This is a genomic window from Serratia sp. P2ACOL2, from assembly GCF_003691565.1.
GTDB classification, from domain to species: domain Bacteria; phylum Pseudomonadota; class Gammaproteobacteria; order Enterobacterales; family Enterobacteriaceae; genus Serratia; species Serratia liquefaciens.
This window is the reverse complement of sequence record NZ_CP033162.1, coordinates 3,551,858-3,567,416: the sequence shown is the minus strand read 5'-3', so window position 1 is coordinate 3,567,416 and position 15,559 is coordinate 3,551,858. Positions and strand designations below refer to the sequence as shown.

Sequence of the window (15,559 nt, the reverse complement as noted above, 5' to 3'; positions counted from 1 at the left end):
CATGGCAATCTCCGAGATCGTTCAAACAGATAACGCGCCGCTGATTGATGTGCAAAACCTGTCGGTGACCTTTGGTGGACAGCGTGCGCTCAACGACATTTCCCTGCGGCTGATGCAGGGCGAAGTTCACTGCCTGGCGGGCACCAACGGCTGCGGGAAAAGTACGTTGATCAAAGTGATCTCGGGGGTTTATCAGCCGGACAACGGTTGCCAGATCACGCTCAGCTCGCCGTCGCAGGGCAGCCAGAGTTTCGGCAAGCTGTCACCGGATCAGGCACGGCAGTTTGGTGTGCAGGTGATTTATCAGGACCTGTCGCTGTTCCCGAACCTCAGCGTGTTCGAGAATATCGCCTTCGACCACAACTTACGGGGGTTGATGGGCTGGTACCGCCCGTCACGTCTGCGGGAAACCGCGCAGCGCATTCTGACTGAACTGAATTACACGCTGGATCTCGACAGCAAAGTCTCGGCGTTGCCGATTGCCCAGCGTCAGCAGGTGGCGATTTGCCGGGCGTTGGTGGCCGATGCGCGCTTAGTGATTATGGATGAGCCGACCGCCTCGCTGACCCGCACCGAAGTGAATCAGCTGCTGCGCACCGTGCACTATCTGAAAAGCAAAGGCATCAGCGTGGTGTTCGTCAGCCATCGCCTCGATGAGGTGCTGGAGATTTCCGACAGCGTGACGGTTATACGCGACGGCAAAAAAGTCGGCACGTTCCCGGCGTCTGAAGTCAGCAGCGAATACCTGACCGAACTGATGACCGGGCTGAAACTCGATTACCGCCTGAAAGCCGCCAACATGAATGACGAACGCATCATGCTGGAAACCGACAAACTCACCCGTGCGGGCCAGTATCACGACGTCAGTTTTAAACTGCACGCCGGAGAAGTGCTGGGGCTCTGCGGATTGCTCGGTAGCGGTCGTACTGAACTGGCGCTCAGCCTGTTTGGCATGACCAAACCGGACAGCGGAAAAATCTACCTCGACAGTAAACCGGTGCGCTTTCGCAGCCACGAAGACGCGATCAAATCCGGCGTCGGTTACGTCTCGGAAGATCGCCTGACGCTTGGTCTGGTTCAGCAACAGTCGGTCGGTGACAACACTGTGCTGGCGATCATGGATCAGTTGCGTAATCGTTTTCACCTGATCGACGAATACCGCAAAAACAAAATCATCCATCAGTGGATCGAAAAACTCGGCGTCAAAGTCGCCAATCCGGACCAGGCGATTTCCACGCTTTCCGGTGGCAATCAGCAAAAGATCGTGCTCGCGAAATGGGTACTAACGCAGCCGAAAATCCTGATCCTCGATTCGCCGACGGTTGGCGTCGATGTCGGCGCGAAAGCCAGTATTTATCAGCTGATCCAACAGATGGCAGAAGAGGGGATTTCCATCCTGCTGATTTCCGACGAAGTGCCGGAAGTCTATTTCAACTGCGATCGCGTGCTGCATTTCAGTGACGGCACGGTGGTCGGCGAATATCTGCCGGGCGCGATCACCCAGCAACAACTTGCGGAGGCGGTCAATGCTTAAGCTCAGCCGGTTACGCCCGTCCAGCAACGAAGGCTATTTAGCCTGGGTATTGCTAGTGGTGATCGTCACCTTTTCCTTACTCACCAACCAGTTTCTGACCTTGCAGAACTTGCTGGATCTGACCGAAAGCTACGCGGTCAGCGGCATCTTCTCCCTCGGCCTGTTTATGGTGCTGGTCACCGGCGGTATCGATATTTCGTTCGCCGCTGTGGCTTCTGTCGTGCAGTACCTCATCGCTACGCTGGCGATCCACTACGGCCTGAGCAGCCCGACCGGCAGCATTTTATTGGCGGTCGCCATCGGCACGGTGCTAGGGATGATCAACGCGATTCTGATCTACTGCCTGCGCATCGTGTCGATCATCGTCACCATCAGTATGCAATCACTGCTGTTTGGCATGCTGATGTGGCTGACCAACGGCACCAGTTTATACGACCTGCCGGACTGGCTGACGACGCCGATTCGCGTGCTGCCGTTCAGCGTCGGCGAGCAGCATTACCAGATTGGTTTGCCAGTGGTGGTCATGCTGGCGGTCGCCGGACTGAGCTGGATCCTGCTCAACAAAACCCATCTCGGACGCCAGCTGTTTGCCGTCGGAGGTGATCAGGAATCCGCGCGACGTATCGGTATCCGCGTCGGGCTGCTGCATCTGTTTGCCTACGGATATCTCGGCGCGATGGCGGCGATTGGCGGGTTGGTGCAGGTGTATCGCGTCGGTGAAGTGGTGCCGAATGCGCTGGTCGGCGGCGAGCTTGATGTGCTGGCGGCGGCGGTGCTCGGCGGTGCCAGTCTCAACGGCGGCAAAGGCAGCGTGGTCGGCACACTGATGGGCGTGTTCCTGATTGGCGTGATGAAAAACGGCCTCAACCTGATCGGCGTTTCCAGTTACTTCATGAACATCGTCATCGGTGCGGTGATCGTCGTAGCCATTACCGTCACCCATTATAAGAAACGCAAAGAAACCGAAGTCGGCTTCGCCTGAGGAAAACCGCTATGTTCGAGAAAAGTAAAAATATCAGTTTTAAAGCCAAAACAGATAATCGGCAGCGGTTGAAAATTGACAACACCACGTTCGGATTATCGCTGTTATTGCTGGTGGTGATTACCGGCTTCAGCCTGGCGATGCCGGGGCGTTTCTTCAATGATTCTACCTTTATGAGCGTGGCCTTCCAGTTGCCGGAGTTGGGGTTGCTTACGCTGGCGATGTTTATTCCCATTCTCAGCGGCGGACTGAACTTGTGCATTATCGCTACCGCTAACCTGACCAGTCTGCTGATGGCGTGGGTATTTCTCACCTGTCTGCCACCCGATGCCGGAATGGTGATGCAAGCGGTCTGGCTGACACTGGCGCTGGTCGGCGCAATGATCCTGGCGCTGGTAATTGGCATGCTGACCGGTGCGCTGGTGGCGTATGTCGGCGCGCATCCGATTTTGGTGACTCTGGCAACCATGACCATGGTGAACGGAGTCGGGATTTACCTTTCGCGCGGCGCGGCTATCAGCGGTATGCCGGATATCGTGCGCTTTATCGGTGCGGAAACCCTGCTCGGTGTGCCCGTCCCGCTGATTATCTTTTTGCTGACTGCGGTCCTGGTCGCGGTGTTTTTAGAACGCACCCGTCTCGGTAAATACGTCTACATGAGCGGCAGCAACATCAACGCTACTCATTTCAGCGGTGTCAATACGCACCGCGTACTGATCGCCATCTACGTGATTTCCAGCATGTTATGCGTGATTGCCGGGCTGATTATGATGGCGCGCTTCAACTCGGCACGCATGGGTTACGGTGATTCGTATCTGCTGCTGACGGTTCTTGCCATCATTCTCGGCGGTACCGATCCGAACGGTGGTTTCGGTAAAGTGGCAGGCGTGGTGCTCTCGCTGATTGTCCTTCAAGTGATTTCCACCGGCCTGAACCTGATGAACGTCAGCCCGCATTTCAGCCTGGCGATGTGGGGTGCGGTATTGATTGTGGTACTGGCGGTGAAATTCTTCCGCAGCCGTTATCTGCAAAAAAGGGCGGGGAGAATGAGCGCCGCCAAAGCGCGTGCGGCTCAATCTTAATTTGAAAATTGCTTCTGACTTAGGAAAACATCATGGAATACAAAATTTCTCCGTCGCTGATGTGCATGAGCCTGATCGACATTAAACAGCAACTCGAAGTGTTGAACCGCCGCGCGGACATGCTGCACATCGACATCATGGACGGCCATTACGTTAAAAATATTACGCTGTCGCCGTTCTTTATCGAGCAGATCCGTCCGTACACACCGCTTGTTCTGGACGTGCATATGATGGTGGAAAATCCGGCGGACTTTATCGAGCCGATTGCCAAAGCCGGCGCTGATTTTATCTGCCCTCACGCCGAAACCATTAACCGCGACGCGTTTCGCATCATTAATCAGATCCGCTCGCTGGGGAAAAAAGTCGGCGTAGTGCTCAACCCTGCGACGCCGGTGGAGTACATCCAGCACTATATTCATCTGCTGGATAAAATTACCGTGATGACCGTGGACCCGGGCTATGCCGGTCAGCCGTTCATTCCTGAAATGCTTGGGAAAATCGCTCAGCTGCGAGACCTCAAACAGCAAAAAGGCTACCGTTATCTGATCGAAATCGACGGCTCCTGCAACCTGCGTACCTATCAGGATCTGATGGGGGCTGGCGCGGAAGTATTGATCGTCGGCAGTTCCGGCCTGTTCACGCTGGACAGCGATCTGGATGTTGCCTGGGACAAAATGCTCGATCAGATGCGTCAGGCGCGTCACGCAGCCTGAGGGCAGGAGAGCCGTATGCCGCACTTTCTTGGAGTCGATGTTGGGGGCACCAATACCCGTTTAATGCTGATGGACAGCCAGCGCAATTTTCGCGGCTATCACAAAACCCCGACCCAAAGTTGGGCGGGACAGTCTGATCCGTTACAGGGGCTGAAAAACCTGATCACGGCATATTTGCAGGAGCAAGATCCGCATCATCAGGTGTCGCAGGTGATGCTCGGAATGCCGGGCATACTTTCGCGTGACCGCCAGATCGTATTGTCGCTGCCGTTTATCCCCGCGCTGGATAACCAGCCGGTGGCGGCACTGCTTTCAGCACGTTTGCATCTACCGGTAGCGATGGATAAAGACGTTAACCATCTGATGTGGTGGGATTTAACGCAGCAGAGTGCGCTGCCGGATATCGCCGTCGGGCTTTATCTTGGCACCGGGATGGGCAACAGTTTGTGGATCAACGGCGATTTTTACCACGGCGCGCACGGCGGTGCAGGCGAGATCGGGCACATTCCTCTGGCGGGAAATCCGCTGCCCTGTCCGTGCGGTAAAGCCGGCTGCGTCGAGACGGTGACTTCGGGTAACTGGCTGACCGGCTGGGCGCGGCAACACGCGCCACAGACGCCGTTCGCCGAACTGTTTGTACATCATGCCGGGCACGTCGATTTAATCGAATTTGTAGCACGACTGGCGCGCACCGTGGCCAGCGAAATGAACATTCTTGATCCCGAGTATTTAGTGTTGGGCGGCGGCGTGCTGGCGATGGAGAACTTCCCGCTGGCCGAACTCGAACAGCAGTTACGCAGCCATTTACGCAGTCCGTTTCCGGCTGCCAGCCTGACAATCCATTTCAGCGCCGTCACCGACGAGACCGGGTGTCGTGGCGCGTGTTTAGCCGCACAGCGCATTTTTCCGCCGCAGCCAGCCTTGGCCGGCGGAACATTTTCCTTCAGGAGAGAGGCATGAACAAAGGCAAGGTGTGCGTATTTGGTTCTTTCAACCTCGATATTGTCGCAGGCATGGCTCGTTTCCCCCAACCGGGAGAATCCCTGATTGCCCGCAACAGCATGATGGGGGCGGGCGGCAAAGGAGCGAACCAGGCCGTAGCTGCGCTGCGAGCTGGTGCGCGAGTGCATTACATCGGCAAAGTCGGCCGCGATGATTTCGGCATGTTTGCCCGCCGGCACCTCGAGAGCGCTGGTTTTGATGCCGTCACATTGTTTTCCACCAGTGAATGCCCTACTGGCAATGCGTTGATTTATGTCGCCGGGGCCGAGGCTGAAAACATGATTGCGGTAGATCCCGGCGCGAACCTGACGGTTACCGACGAAGAAGTCGAACAGTGCCGTCCTGCGGTGGCGGCAGCAGATATCCTGCTGACCCAGTTGGAAAATAACCTGCCGGCAATCGAAAAACTGATCGCTATTGCGAAAGACAACGGAACCTACATCATTCTCAATCCTGCACCGTACCAGCCGGTTTCCGAGCGTTTACTGAAACAGGTAGATTTGCTTACGCCAAACGCCACCGAATGCACGCTGCTAAGTGGTATTGAAGTCCATGACATTCCCTCCGCCCAGCGTGCTGCTCATGTGCTGCATGCCAAAGGAATTCAGGCGCTGATAATTACCCTCGGCACTCGGGGTTCGCTGCTTTCGGTGAAGGGGGAAACGCAACTGATCGCCGCCTGCCCGGCCGCGCCGGTCGATACCACCGGCGCAGGTGACGCCTTCAACGGTGCACTGGCCTCACAGCTTGCTGCTGGCCTCACCCTTTCAGAGGCCGCGCAGTTTGCCTCCGCCTATGCGTCCATATGCGTCGAACGCGCAGGCGCAGCGGCTTCAATGCCGAACTATGAAGAGGCTAAGGAAAGAATGGGGAGAAGGTAGTTTAGCGCCTTCTCGCAGAGGGTTTCAGACGGCTTTGCCTTATGCTTTCTGCTCACAACGAGGGAAGGCTGGAATATTATCGTGGCAAGAAGTTGCTGCTTTTGTTGTTTGTAAAAGGGCATTTTCACTAGCCATGGGAGCCCGGAGCAGTAAGCGACTGGAACTATACCTGACGCTGTTGTGAATGAAGTGCTGGCCAGACTGGAGGCCATTCTGAGCTGATGCGAGGATGCGACTGATAAATGTCCGGCGTAAGTTCCGTATCATTATCTGATGGCGCAGCGCTTATTGGACCTACAGCTTATGTAATTCACACTATCAGAATGCCTGAAAGCAAAACGCCCGCTTAAGTTTCCTTAAGCGGGCGTCTTTAATATGGCTCCTCTGACTGGACTCGAACCAGTGACATACGGATTAACAGTCCGCCGTTCTACCGACTGAACTACAGAGGAATCGTGTGAACGGGGCGAATAATAGCGGGGTGGTGCGGCTTTGTCAAAGCACTAAACTGCGAAAAAAGTGCGTTTGCTGTCGGAATGAACATGTTGCGTTGTTTTTCGGCATTTATCCCCCCTGTCAGCTCTGATTATCACTGTAAAACCCCTGGCGTGATGTTGCACCGGCCTTTGCACATTTACGGTGCGAAGGATCTCGCGGTTGATTTGCATGTGGCCAACATCGCCGAGAAGTTTTTTCGCACAATTGCCGCCAGAGCCCCCCACAGAGCCACCTGAGCGCAGCGATCCCCACGCATTTTCCCTCTGATATGTAGGATGAATAAACAGAAAATATGTATTGGCCGTCACAATGGCTGGATTTTTGCTTGCTTAAATTCGGGTAATGCGACTGCGCTCTCGCGCAAATTATTTTCCCCGTCTACACATAAAGTGACTGCTCCACGCCTCTGGGCGTTTCGCTAAAACAGTGCTGAGGAATACAACAATGTCATCGAAATTGATTAAAAGTCCGCTCGCTGCTCTGCTTATCGGTTGTTTAGGTTCTGCTTTTTATGCTCAGGCCGATATCGTTATCGGCGTCGCCGGGCCGTTCTCCGGGCCGAATGCGACCTATGGCGATCAGTACTGGCGTGGTGCCTCGCAGGCGGCAGCGGATATCAACGCCGCCGGTGGGATTAAAGGGGAAAAAATTAAGCTGGTGCAGGGGGATGACGCCTGTGAACCCAAACAGGCGGTTTCGGTCGCCAACCGCCTGGTCGATCAGGACAAGGTCGCAGCGGTGGTGGGACACTTCTGCTCATCCTCCACCATGCCGGCCTCCGAGGTGTATGACGAAGCCGGTATTATCGCCATCACCCCTGGCTCTACCAACCCGCAGATCACCGAGCGCGGCATGACCAACATGTTCCGCATGTGCGGCCGTGACGATCAGCAAGGGGTGATCGCCACCAATTACATGCTGAATACCCTGAAGGCCAAGCGCATTGCGGTGATCCACGACAAGGATACCTACGGCCAGGGGCTGGCGGATGCCGCCAGGGCGGAAATGAACAAGCGCGGCGTGAAAGAGGTGCTGTATGAAGGGCTGTCGCGCGGTGAAAAAGACTTTAACGCGCTGGTGACCAAAATTGCCTCGGTTAAACCCGACGTGGTCTATTTTGGCGGCTGCCACCCAGAAGCCGGACCATTGGTGCGCCAGATGCGTGAGCAGGGCGTCACCGCCAAGTTCTTCTCCGGCGACTGTATCGTGACCGAAGAGCTGGTGACTGCTGCCGGCGGGCCGCAGTACACCAACGGCGTGCTGATGACCTTCGGTAACGATCCGCGCCAAATCCCGGAAGGCAAGGCGGTGATCGCCAAATTCCGCGCCAGCGGTTTCGAGCCGGAAGGTTATACCCTCTACTCCTACGCCTCTATTCAGGCGATCGCCGCGGCCTTTAACGCCACCGGCGGCAAAGACAGCGCCAAGGCCAGCGAATGGCTGAAATCTCATGATGTGGATACCGTGATGGGCAAAAAGGCCTGGGATAAGAAAGGTGACCTGAAGGTATCGGATTACGTGGTCTATCAGTGGGACGACAAAGGCAAATATCACCAACTCTAAACAATCCTCGGCGTCTTTCAAGCCGCAGCGTTGTTGGCTGCCTACGTTCACCCCAGTCACTTAGTGGACCTAAGCTCCTGGGGATTCACGTACTTGCCGCCTGGCTGCAGTTTGAAATCCATTGAGGATTAACCAGCAAGCGGATCCGCATGTGCTGCGGATCCGCGCCGATTCTTCCCTTGGGCCGCGCCTGCTGTTGCTTGCGGTCCCACCAGGCGAGACTGCTCATTATGGACGTTTTCTTTCTGCAACAATTGATCAACGGCCTGACGCTCGGCGCAGTTTATGGCCTGATCGCCATCGGCTACACCATGGTTTACGGCATTATCGGCATGATCAACTTCGCCCACGGCGAGGTGTATATGATCTCCGCCTACCTGTGCGCCATCGGGCTGGCGCTGCTGTCGTTCTTCGGCCTGCAGTCGTTCCCGCTGCTGATCCTCGGTACGCTGGTGTTTACCATCGTGATCACCGGCGTGTATGGCTGGGTGATCGAACGTATCGCCTACAAACCCTTGCGTAACTCTACCCGTTTAGCCCCCTTGATCTCCGCAATCGGCATGTCGTTGATCCTGCAAAACTACGCGCAAATCAGCCAGGGACCACGCCAGCAAGGGATCCCAACCCTGCTGGATGGAGTGTTCCGCCTCAACTTTGACGGCGGGGTGATTCAAATCACCTACACCAAGGTGTTTATCCTGTTCGCGTCGCTGCTGGGCATGGCGATCCTCACTTACATCATTCAACACACCCGGCTGGGGCGCATTTGTCGCGCCACTCAGCAAGACCGCAAAATGGCGTCAATTCTCGGCATCAACACCGATAGGGTCATTTCCCTGGTGTTCGTGATCGGCGCCGCCATGGCCGGCCTGGCGGGGGTGTTGATCACCATGAACTACGGCACCTTCGATTTCTACGTCGGCTTTATCATCGGCATCAAAGCCTTTACCGCCGCGGTATTGGGCGGCATAGGGTCGTTACCCGGCGCGATGCTGGGCGGCCTGCTGCTGGGCGTGGCGGAGGCGCAGTTCGCCGGCATGGTGAACTCGGATTACAAAGACGTGTTCTCCTTCGGTTTGCTGGTGGTGATCCTGATTTTCCGCCCTCAGGGCCTGCTCGGACGGCCAATGGTCGCTAAGGTTTGAGGGGAAAACTTATGTCGCACTCTGAGGTTCACCCAGGACTGAACGTTAAGCGCAGCCTGCTGGACGCCGTATTGGCCGGGCTGATTGCCCTGATCGTGTTTGGGCCGATCGTCGGCATCGTTCTTAACGGTTACAGCTTTAACTTCGAGCCGCACCGTCTGGTGTGGATTATCGCGGTGGTGATGGCCGGGCGGCTGTTACTGAGCCTGTTTCTGCAAACTGCACCGGGCCGTAAATTACTGACGCGTTTTGACGGCGGTAACGACGGGGTGTATGTCCGGCCGATCGGCGCCAGGACCAGCCTGCGCTGGATTATTCCGTTAATGGCGGTCATCGCGCTGCTGTTTCCGTTTGTCGCCACCAAATACCTGCTGACGGTGGCGATACTGGGGCTGATTTACGTGTTGCTCGGGCTGGGCTTGAACATCGTTGTCGGGCTCGCCGGGCTGCTCGATCTGGGCTACGTGGCGTTCTACGCCATTGGTGCTTATGGGCTGGCGCTGGGCTACCAGTATCTCGGCCTCGGGTTCTGGGCGATGCTGCCATTGGGGGCGCTGATGGCGGCGCTGGCCGGCGCGCTGCTGGGGTTCCCGGTGTTGCGTATGCACGGCGACTATCTGGCGATCGTCACGCTGGGGTTTGGCGAGATCATCCGGCTGGTGCTGAACAACTGGATGTCGCTGACCGGCGGGCCGAATGGCGTCTCGGTCCCGGCGCCGACGATTTTTGGCCTGGAGTTTGGCCGACGCGCGAAGGACGGCGGCGTGCCGATTCATGAATTCCTTGGCATCACTTATAACCCTAACCTGAAATTTATCTTTATCTATGCGGTGCTGTTCCTGGTGGTGCTGCTGGTGCTGTACATCAAGCACCGGTTGACGCGCATGCCGATCGGCCGCGCCTGGGAAGCCTTGCGCGAGGATGAAATCGCCTGTCGGTCGCTCGGCTTAAACCACGTGTTGGTCAAGCTGTCGGCCTTTATGATGGGCGCGTCCACCGCCGGGCTGGCCGGGGTATTTTTCGCCACCTATCAGGGGTTCGTCAACCCCACCTCGTTTACCTTCTTCGAATCGGCGTTGATCCTGGCGATCGTGGTGCTGGGCGGGATGGGATCGACCATTGGCGTGGTGCTGGCGGCGTTCGTGCTCACGGTGGCGCCGGAACTGTTGCGCAGCTTCGCCGAGTACCGCGTGCTGTTGTTTGGCGTGCTGATGGTGGCGATGATGATTTGGCGACCGCGTGGGCTGGTACGGATCAGCCGAACCAGCTTTGCGCCGCGCAAGGGGGTGGCGCCATGAGCGACGCAATCTTGCAGGTTGAGCATCTGATGATGCATTTTGGCGGCATCAAGGCGCTCAACGACGTGAATCTGGCGGTCGAACGCGGCTCGATCACCGCGTTGATCGGCCCCAACGGCGCCGGCAAAACCACGGTGTTCAACTGCCTGACCGGCTTTTACCGCGCCACCGGCGGCGCCATCCTGCTTAACACCCACAAACGGCCAACCGACGTGATCCAGGTGCTGGGGCAGAAGTTTCGCGCCGGCGACTGGGTAAACCCGAAGCGGTTGGGATCGCGCCTGTACTACAAAATGTTCGGCGGGACCCATCTGGTCAATCGTGCCGGGCTGGCTCGCACCTTCCAGAACATCCGTTTGTTTCGCGAAATGTCGGTGGTGGAGAATCTGCTGGTGGCGCAGCACATGCTCAGCAACCGTAATCTGGTCGCCGGGGTGCTCAATACGCCGGGCTATCGCCGGGCGGAAAGCCAGGCGCTGGATCGCGCTTTTTACTGGCTGGAAGTGGTGGAGCTGGTGGACTGCGCCAATCGGCTGGCGGGGGAGATGTCGTACGGCCAGCAGCGGCGGCTGGAGATCGCCCGGGCGATGTGCACCACGCCGGAGATGATCTGCCTTGACGAACCCGCCGCCGGGCTGAACCCGGTGGAGACGGCGACCCTGAGCCGCATTATCCGTTTCCTGCGTCAGCACCACGGCATCACGGTGCTGCTGATCGAGCACGATATGGGCATGGTGATGGAAATTTCCGATCGGGTGATTGTGCTGGACCATGGCGATGTGATCGCCGAAGGCACGCCAAAAGAAATACAGCATAACGACACGGTGATCGCCGCTTACCTTGGCGCGGATGAAGAGGAGCTGGCGGGATGAGCAATGTGATGTTGGAATTTCGCAATGTGGACGTGTTTTACGGCCCGATCCAGGCGTTGCAGCAGGTCTCGTTACAGGTCAATGAAGGGGAAACGGTGGCGTTGATTGGCGCCAACGGCGCGGGCAAGTCCACGCTGCTGATGTCGATCTTCGGCCAACCGCGCATCAGCGGCGGGCAGATCCTGTTTCGCGGAGAGGATATCAGCCAGCGTTCTACTCATTACGTTGCCAGCAGCGGTATCGCCCAGGCGCCGGAGGGGCGACGGATCTTTCCGGACATGAGCGTGGAGGAAAACCTGCTGATGGGCACCATCACTGTCGGCAATCGCTATGTGGATGAAGACCTGCAGCGCATGTTCGAGTTGTTTCCACGCCTGAAGGAGCGGCGCAACCAGCGGGCGATGACCATGTCCGGCGGCGAACAGCAGATGCTGGCGATTGCCCGAGCCTTGATGAGCCGCCCGAAGCTGCTGTTGTTGGATGAGCCGAGCCTGGGGCTGGCACCGATTATCGTCAAACAGATCTTCAGCATTCTGCGCGAATTGACCCGTGGCGGCATGACGCTGTTCCTGGTGGAGCAGAACGCCAACCATGCGCTCAAGCTGTCCGATCGCGGTTATGTGATGGTCAACGGCCAAATCCGGCTGACCGGCAGCGGCGCGGAGCTGTTAAGCAATCAGGAGGTGAGGAAGGCTTATCTGGGCGGCGCTTAAAACTGGCGCTGGATCACACGCACGTTCAGCCGTACCAGAGCGATGATGCCACTGGACAAGATCCGCAGGCCGCGTGGCAAATCGCGGCGGCGGATATCCAGCAACAACACGGTGCGCACCTGGTCGCTGTCGTTCCACACTTCGTGTTCGAAGGTGTCGTCCCACAGCATAAATTCCCCCTCGTTCAGCCGGTACTCCCGCCCGTCGACTTTCAACACCGCAGCGGGTTCACCGTCGGCGCGTTTGGGCATCGACAACACCAGATAGCCGCGCAGAATGCCGCGGAATGGGCCACGGTGCGCGGGCACCTGTTTGCCGGGTGCCAGGAACGACAATGAGGCTGAAAGCACGTCCGGGGAAGAGGCGATCAATTGTGCAAGCTGCGGGCAACGGGCGAGGTTGCGCGCTATCGGCTGCCCATAGGCCTGCATGATAAACATCCGCCAGTCGCGAGCGTCGTTGGCGGAGATCGACGCCTGTTCGCTCATGATCTCGTGAAAACGTGGGATATTACGCAGATCTTGCGCTACGGTCAGCGCTTCCTCGCGTATCTGCTGCCAGTGAGCGGTAAAGCGTTGGGCGTCGGGAAACAGCCGGTTGCTGTCGAGGACCGGTGAACTGCTGATGCGGCGATCGTAAATACGGCGAAGAGCAAGCACAGACCAATCGTAGATAGCTGACATAGTGACCTCAATAGCAGTGAGCCGATTTCTCGCCGTCTTAGGGTTGTTTTAGATGTGATTGCCGGACGATCAATTCGCCGGTATACAGCCGTTGTCCGCCGGGTTCGAAGGCCTGCGTCAGGCAGTGAATGCCATCGGCTATCAGCTGCTGCATCGGCTGGCGGTAAGTGGTTAGCTGGTAGCTGGGGGAGGCCGCCAGCTCAATGTCGTCAAAGCCCACCACGGCAATCGGCGCACAGCCCGGCGTGGCGCGTATGGCATCGATAACGCCAACCGCCAGAATGTCGTTCTCGCAAAAAATGGCGTCTATCCGTTGCTCTGCCGGGGTGGCGGCCAGGTAGGTCGAAAAGGCCTCCATCCCGCAAAGACGCTGGTAGTGCGGAGCCTGCAGCACCATGTTGACCTCACGCTGCTGTTGCGCCAGCGCGGCACGGAAACCGTCCAGGCGGCGCAACTGGGTAGATTCGCTGATTGGCCCCGCCAGATAGCCCATACGCGGGTAATCTTGCTGGAGCAGCAACTCGCCGATATCGAACCCAGCCTGATAACCGTGGGTCGCCAGCACCTGGATATAGGGGCTTTCACTGTAGCGATACAGCACTACCAGCGGAATACGGTGAATGTCCTGCGCCAGGCTGATCAGCCGGTCATTGAGCAGCGTGCCGAGGAACAGCAGCCCGTCCACCTGCATTTGGTCCGCCAGCGTCAGCACCGACTCGTAATCGTGCTCAGAGGTGATATTGAGCAGCAACGCCATATAACCGCGGCTTTGCAACTGCCGGGTCACTTCATCCAGCAGCGTAAAGATATGCGGGTTTTTCAGTTCGTCCGCCACCAGCCCGATGATGCGGGTACTCTTTTTCGACAGGCTGCGCGCCAGCAGGTTAGGGCGATAACCCAATTCACGCGCTGCGGTTTGAACCCGTTGCATGGCCTGCGGTGAGATCGACGCGCCGTCGGTAAAGGCACGCGATACCGTCCATTTAGACACGCCGGCGCGGGCGGCCACATCGCTGGCCGTCGCCTTGCGTGCTGCGGGCGCCGGGGTAGAGCCGGGTTTCTTCGCCATCATCTTTCGCTCGTGATGAAAAAACGGTATGGGTTCAACAGATTAGCACAGCGTGGTCGAATGCGGGAGTTGCCGACGCCGGCGCGAGGATCCTGCGGGCCATCGGCACAACGCAGCGGATCTTTTTAGCGGTATTTTGTGATCCTGATCGGCAGATTTATTATGGCGCATTTGACTTATTTTTAACCCTCTCCAATAGTCCATCGCAAGTGGCATTTGTTGAGCGGTCAAGTTGCTACCTAATTTTGCACCCGGGTGCAGTTAAAATTTGCACCCGGGTGCAATGCGACGAAAACAGTGAAATCTAAGGTTTCGGGAGCAACTATGCTAAATGGCGAAAGAAAAACGGCGCGCCCTCTGCGCTGGGCAATGGTCGGCGGCGGGCGGTTGGGGCAGGTGGGCTACAAGCATCGCTGCGGGGCGCTACGGGATAATACCGCTTTTGAGCTGGTGGCCGGCGCGTTTGATATCGTGCCGGATCGCGGCCGCGAGTTCGGTGTGAACCTGGGGGTAGCGGCCGACCGCTGCTATGAAGATTACCGTACGTTGTTCGCTCAAGAGGCGCTGCGTGAGGACGGCATTGAAGTGGTGTCGGTAGCGACGCCGAACGGCACGCATTACGAAATTACCCGCGCGGCGCTGCAGGCCGGGTTGCACGTCATCTGCGAGAAACCGCTGTTTTTCACCAGCCAGGAAGCCTATGAAATTAAAGCGCTGGCGGCGGAAAAAAACCTGATCGTCGGCGTGACTTACGGTTTCTCCGGCCACCCGCTGCTGCTGCAAATGCGCGCGATGATCGCCAACGGCCAGATTGGCGAAGTACGGATGGTGGATCTGCAATATACCCACGGTTTTAATGCCACGGACGAAGTGGATCGCCTCAGCGAAGCGCAGAAATGGCGCATTGACCCCAAGATCTCCGGCCCGAGCTTTGTGCTGGGGGATATTTCCACCCACACCTACTACCTCTCCCAATTGGTCATGCCGCAGATGCAGATCCGCGAGCTGCTCTGCGATAGGCAAAGTTTTATTCCCTCGCGTGCGCCGCTGGAAGACAACGCGCTGGTGATGATGCGCTATGAAAGCGGCGCGGTAGGGCGGATGTGGGCTTCATCGGTGAATGCCGGCGCGATGAGCAGCCAGCGCATTCGCATCGTGGGGTCGAAGGCCAGCCTGGAGTGGAGCGACATCAACCCCAGCGAGCTGCGCTACGAGGTGCAGGGGCAGCCAAACCAGACGCTGTATCGCGGCATGGCGTATCTGGACGATACCTGCAACGCCTGGGAACGGCTGGGGGCTTTGCATACCGAAGGCCTGACCGAATCCTGGGCCAACATCTACCTGAAATTTGCTCTGGCTATCGACGCCACTCGCCGCGGCGATCGGCAGGCGCTGGCGCAACTGGTGTATCCGGATATCGACGCCGGGATCGAGGGCGTGCGCTGGATTGAAAACTGCGTGCGTTCCGCCAACCAGGGCGCCCGTTGGGTGGCCTTTGAATAAACCTATTTACCCGGAGCAAGA

At 57.5% G+C, this 15,559-nt stretch carries 14 protein-coding genes, 1 tRNA gene and 1 pseudogene; 13 read left to right on the top strand and 3 right to left on the bottom strand.

Annotated elements, in window-relative coordinates; genetic code table 11:
* The first annotated feature begins 1 nt into the window (after nucleotide 1).
* From EBA31_RS17425 to EBA31_RS27255, 7 genes and pseudogenes are all read left to right on the top strand, one after another.
* Entirely contained in the window at nucleotides 2–1,534 is a 1,533-nt protein-coding gene (locus tag EBA31_RS17425; RefSeq protein ID WP_122079855.1) for a sugar ABC transporter ATP-binding protein, read from the top strand.
* A complete protein-coding gene (locus tag EBA31_RS17420) occupies nucleotides 1,527–2,516 on the top strand; it encodes an ABC transporter permease (protein ID WP_122079854.1) in 990 nt (329 codons plus the stop codon). The genes EBA31_RS17425 and EBA31_RS17420 overlap by 8 nt, the downstream gene beginning before the upstream one ends.
* An 11-nt stretch (nucleotides 2,517–2,527) precedes the next feature.
* The gene (locus tag EBA31_RS17415; protein WP_115058460.1) at nucleotides 2,528–3,598 is read left to right on the top strand and encodes an ABC transporter permease; all 1,071 of its coding nucleotides are present in this window, start codon (nucleotides 2,528–2,530) and stop codon (nucleotides 3,596–3,598) included.
* 32 nt (nucleotides 3,599–3,630) lie between these two features.
* Nucleotides 3,631–4,311 carry a D-allulose 6-phosphate 3-epimerase gene (gene alsE / locus EBA31_RS17410; RefSeq protein ID WP_046373107.1) on the top strand — a complete coding sequence of 227 codons (681 nt, stop codon included), beginning with the start codon at nucleotides 3,631–3,633 and terminating at the stop codon, nucleotides 4,309–4,311.
* 15 nt (nucleotides 4,312–4,326) lie between these two features.
* Nucleotides 4,327–5,271: an allose kinase gene (gene alsK, locus EBA31_RS17405; protein WP_122079853.1), complete on the top strand. Its 945-nt coding sequence runs from the start codon at nucleotides 4,327–4,329 to the stop codon at nucleotides 5,269–5,271.
* Nucleotides 5,268–6,194: a ribokinase gene (gene rbsK, locus EBA31_RS17400; RefSeq protein WP_122079852.1), complete on the top strand. Its 927-nt coding sequence runs from the start codon at nucleotides 5,268–5,270 to the stop codon at nucleotides 6,192–6,194. Before alsK ends, rbsK begins: the two co-directional genes overlap by 4 nt.
* A gap of 133 nt (nucleotides 6,195–6,327) precedes the next feature.
* A pseudogene (locus EBA31_RS27255) lies at nucleotides 6,328–6,416 on the top strand (type II toxin-antitoxin system PemK/MazF family toxin); the annotation flags it as partial.
* A 154-nt stretch (nucleotides 6,417–6,570) separates the two neighbouring features.
* Here the strand turns inward: EBA31_RS27255 and EBA31_RS17395 are convergent.
* Nucleotides 6,571–6,646: transfer RNA gene (locus EBA31_RS17395), tRNA-Asn, on the bottom strand.
* Nucleotides 6,647–7,136: 490 nt separating this feature from the next.
* On the opposite strand from EBA31_RS17395, the gene EBA31_RS17390 reads away from it, so the two are divergent.
* The 5 genes from EBA31_RS17390 (at nucleotide 7,137) to EBA31_RS17370 (ending at nucleotide 12,283) form a co-directional block, all read left to right on the top strand.
* On the top strand, nucleotides 7,137–8,255 hold the full coding sequence (locus EBA31_RS17390) for a branched-chain amino acid ABC transporter substrate-binding protein (protein ID WP_020827729.1): 1,119 nt from the start codon (nucleotides 7,137–7,139) through the stop codon (nucleotides 8,253–8,255).
* A gap of 230 nt (nucleotides 8,256–8,485) precedes the next feature.
* A complete protein-coding gene (locus EBA31_RS17385) occupies nucleotides 8,486–9,400 on the top strand; it encodes a branched-chain amino acid ABC transporter permease (protein ID WP_020827728.1) in 915 nt (304 codons plus the stop codon).
* An 11-nt stretch (nucleotides 9,401–9,411) separates the two neighbouring features.
* A complete protein-coding gene (gene livM, locus EBA31_RS17380) occupies nucleotides 9,412–10,698 on the top strand; it encodes a high-affinity branched-chain amino acid ABC transporter permease LivM (protein WP_020827727.1) in 1,287 nt (428 codons plus the stop codon).
* On the top strand, nucleotides 10,695–11,570 hold the full coding sequence (locus tag EBA31_RS17375) for an ABC transporter ATP-binding protein (RefSeq protein WP_044552471.1): 876 nt from the start codon (nucleotides 10,695–10,697) through the stop codon (nucleotides 11,568–11,570). The genes livM and EBA31_RS17375 overlap by 4 nt, the downstream gene beginning before the upstream one ends.
* Nucleotides 11,567–12,283, top strand: coding sequence for an ABC transporter ATP-binding protein (locus tag EBA31_RS17370; RefSeq protein WP_020827725.1), 717 nt, complete (start codon nucleotides 11,567–11,569; stop codon nucleotides 12,281–12,283). The genes EBA31_RS17375 and EBA31_RS17370 overlap by 4 nt, the downstream gene beginning before the upstream one ends.
* On the opposite strand, the gene EBA31_RS17365 is transcribed toward EBA31_RS17370, so the two are convergent.
* Both EBA31_RS17365 and EBA31_RS17360 read right to left on the bottom strand, forming a co-directional pair.
* A complete protein-coding gene (locus EBA31_RS17365; protein WP_020827724.1) occupies nucleotides 12,280–12,966 on the bottom strand; it encodes an aspartyl/asparaginyl beta-hydroxylase domain-containing protein in 687 nt (228 codons plus the stop codon). The genes EBA31_RS17370 and EBA31_RS17365 overlap by 4 nt on opposite strands.
* A gap of 37 nt (nucleotides 12,967–13,003) precedes the next feature.
* Entirely contained in the window at nucleotides 13,004–14,038 is a 1,035-nt protein-coding gene (locus EBA31_RS17360; RefSeq protein ID WP_122079851.1) for a LacI family DNA-binding transcriptional regulator, read from the bottom strand.
* A gap of 321 nt (nucleotides 14,039–14,359) precedes the next feature.
* Between EBA31_RS17360 and EBA31_RS17355 the strand changes: the two genes are divergently transcribed.
* Nucleotides 14,360–15,538, top strand: a complete 1,179-nt coding sequence (locus tag EBA31_RS17355) for a Gfo/Idh/MocA family protein (RefSeq protein WP_122079850.1) — start codon at nucleotides 14,360–14,362, stop codon at nucleotides 15,536–15,538.
* Nucleotides 15,539–15,559: the final 21 nt, after the last annotated feature.

Excerpts from the sequence above, each read along its gene's own strand:
- rbsK (WP_122079852.1), top strand. The coding sequence starts at position 5,268 with ATGAACAAAGGCAAGGTGTGCGTATTTGGTTCTTTCAACCTCGATATT.
- EBA31_RS17365 (WP_020827724.1), bottom strand. The coding sequence starts at position 12,966 with ATGTCAGCTATCTACGATTGGTCTGTGCTTGCTCTTCGCCGTATTTAC.
- EBA31_RS17390 (WP_020827729.1), top strand. The coding sequence starts at position 7,137 with ATGTCATCGAAATTGATTAAAAGTCCGCTCGCTGCTCTGCTTATCGGT.
- EBA31_RS17385 (WP_020827728.1), top strand. The coding sequence starts at position 8,486 with ATGGACGTTTTCTTTCTGCAACAATTGATCAACGGCCTGACGCTCGGC.
- EBA31_RS17355 (WP_122079850.1), top strand. The coding sequence starts at position 14,360 with ATGCTAAATGGCGAAAGAAAAACGGCGCGCCCTCTGCGCTGGGCAATG.
- EBA31_RS17425 (WP_122079855.1), top strand. The coding sequence starts at position 2 with ATGGCAATCTCCGAGATCGTTCAAACAGATAACGCGCCGCTGATTGAT.
- livM (WP_020827727.1), top strand. The coding sequence starts at position 9,412 with ATGTCGCACTCTGAGGTTCACCCAGGACTGAACGTTAAGCGCAGCCTG.
- alsE (WP_046373107.1), top strand. The coding sequence starts at position 3,631 with ATGGAATACAAAATTTCTCCGTCGCTGATGTGCATGAGCCTGATCGAC.
- EBA31_RS17415 (WP_115058460.1), top strand. The coding sequence starts at position 2,528 with ATGTTCGAGAAAAGTAAAAATATCAGTTTTAAAGCCAAAACAGATAAT.
- EBA31_RS17375 (WP_044552471.1), top strand. The coding sequence starts at position 10,695 with ATGAGCGACGCAATCTTGCAGGTTGAGCATCTGATGATGCATTTTGGC.
- EBA31_RS17420 (WP_122079854.1), top strand. The coding sequence starts at position 1,527 with ATGCTTAAGCTCAGCCGGTTACGCCCGTCCAGCAACGAAGGCTATTTA.
- EBA31_RS17360 (WP_122079851.1), bottom strand. The coding sequence starts at position 14,038 with ATGATGGCGAAGAAACCCGGCTCTACCCCGGCGCCCGCAGCACGCAAG.
- alsK (WP_122079853.1), top strand. The coding sequence starts at position 4,327 with ATGCCGCACTTTCTTGGAGTCGATGTTGGGGGCACCAATACCCGTTTA.
- EBA31_RS17370 (WP_020827725.1), top strand. The coding sequence starts at position 11,567 with ATGAGCAATGTGATGTTGGAATTTCGCAATGTGGACGTGTTTTACGGC.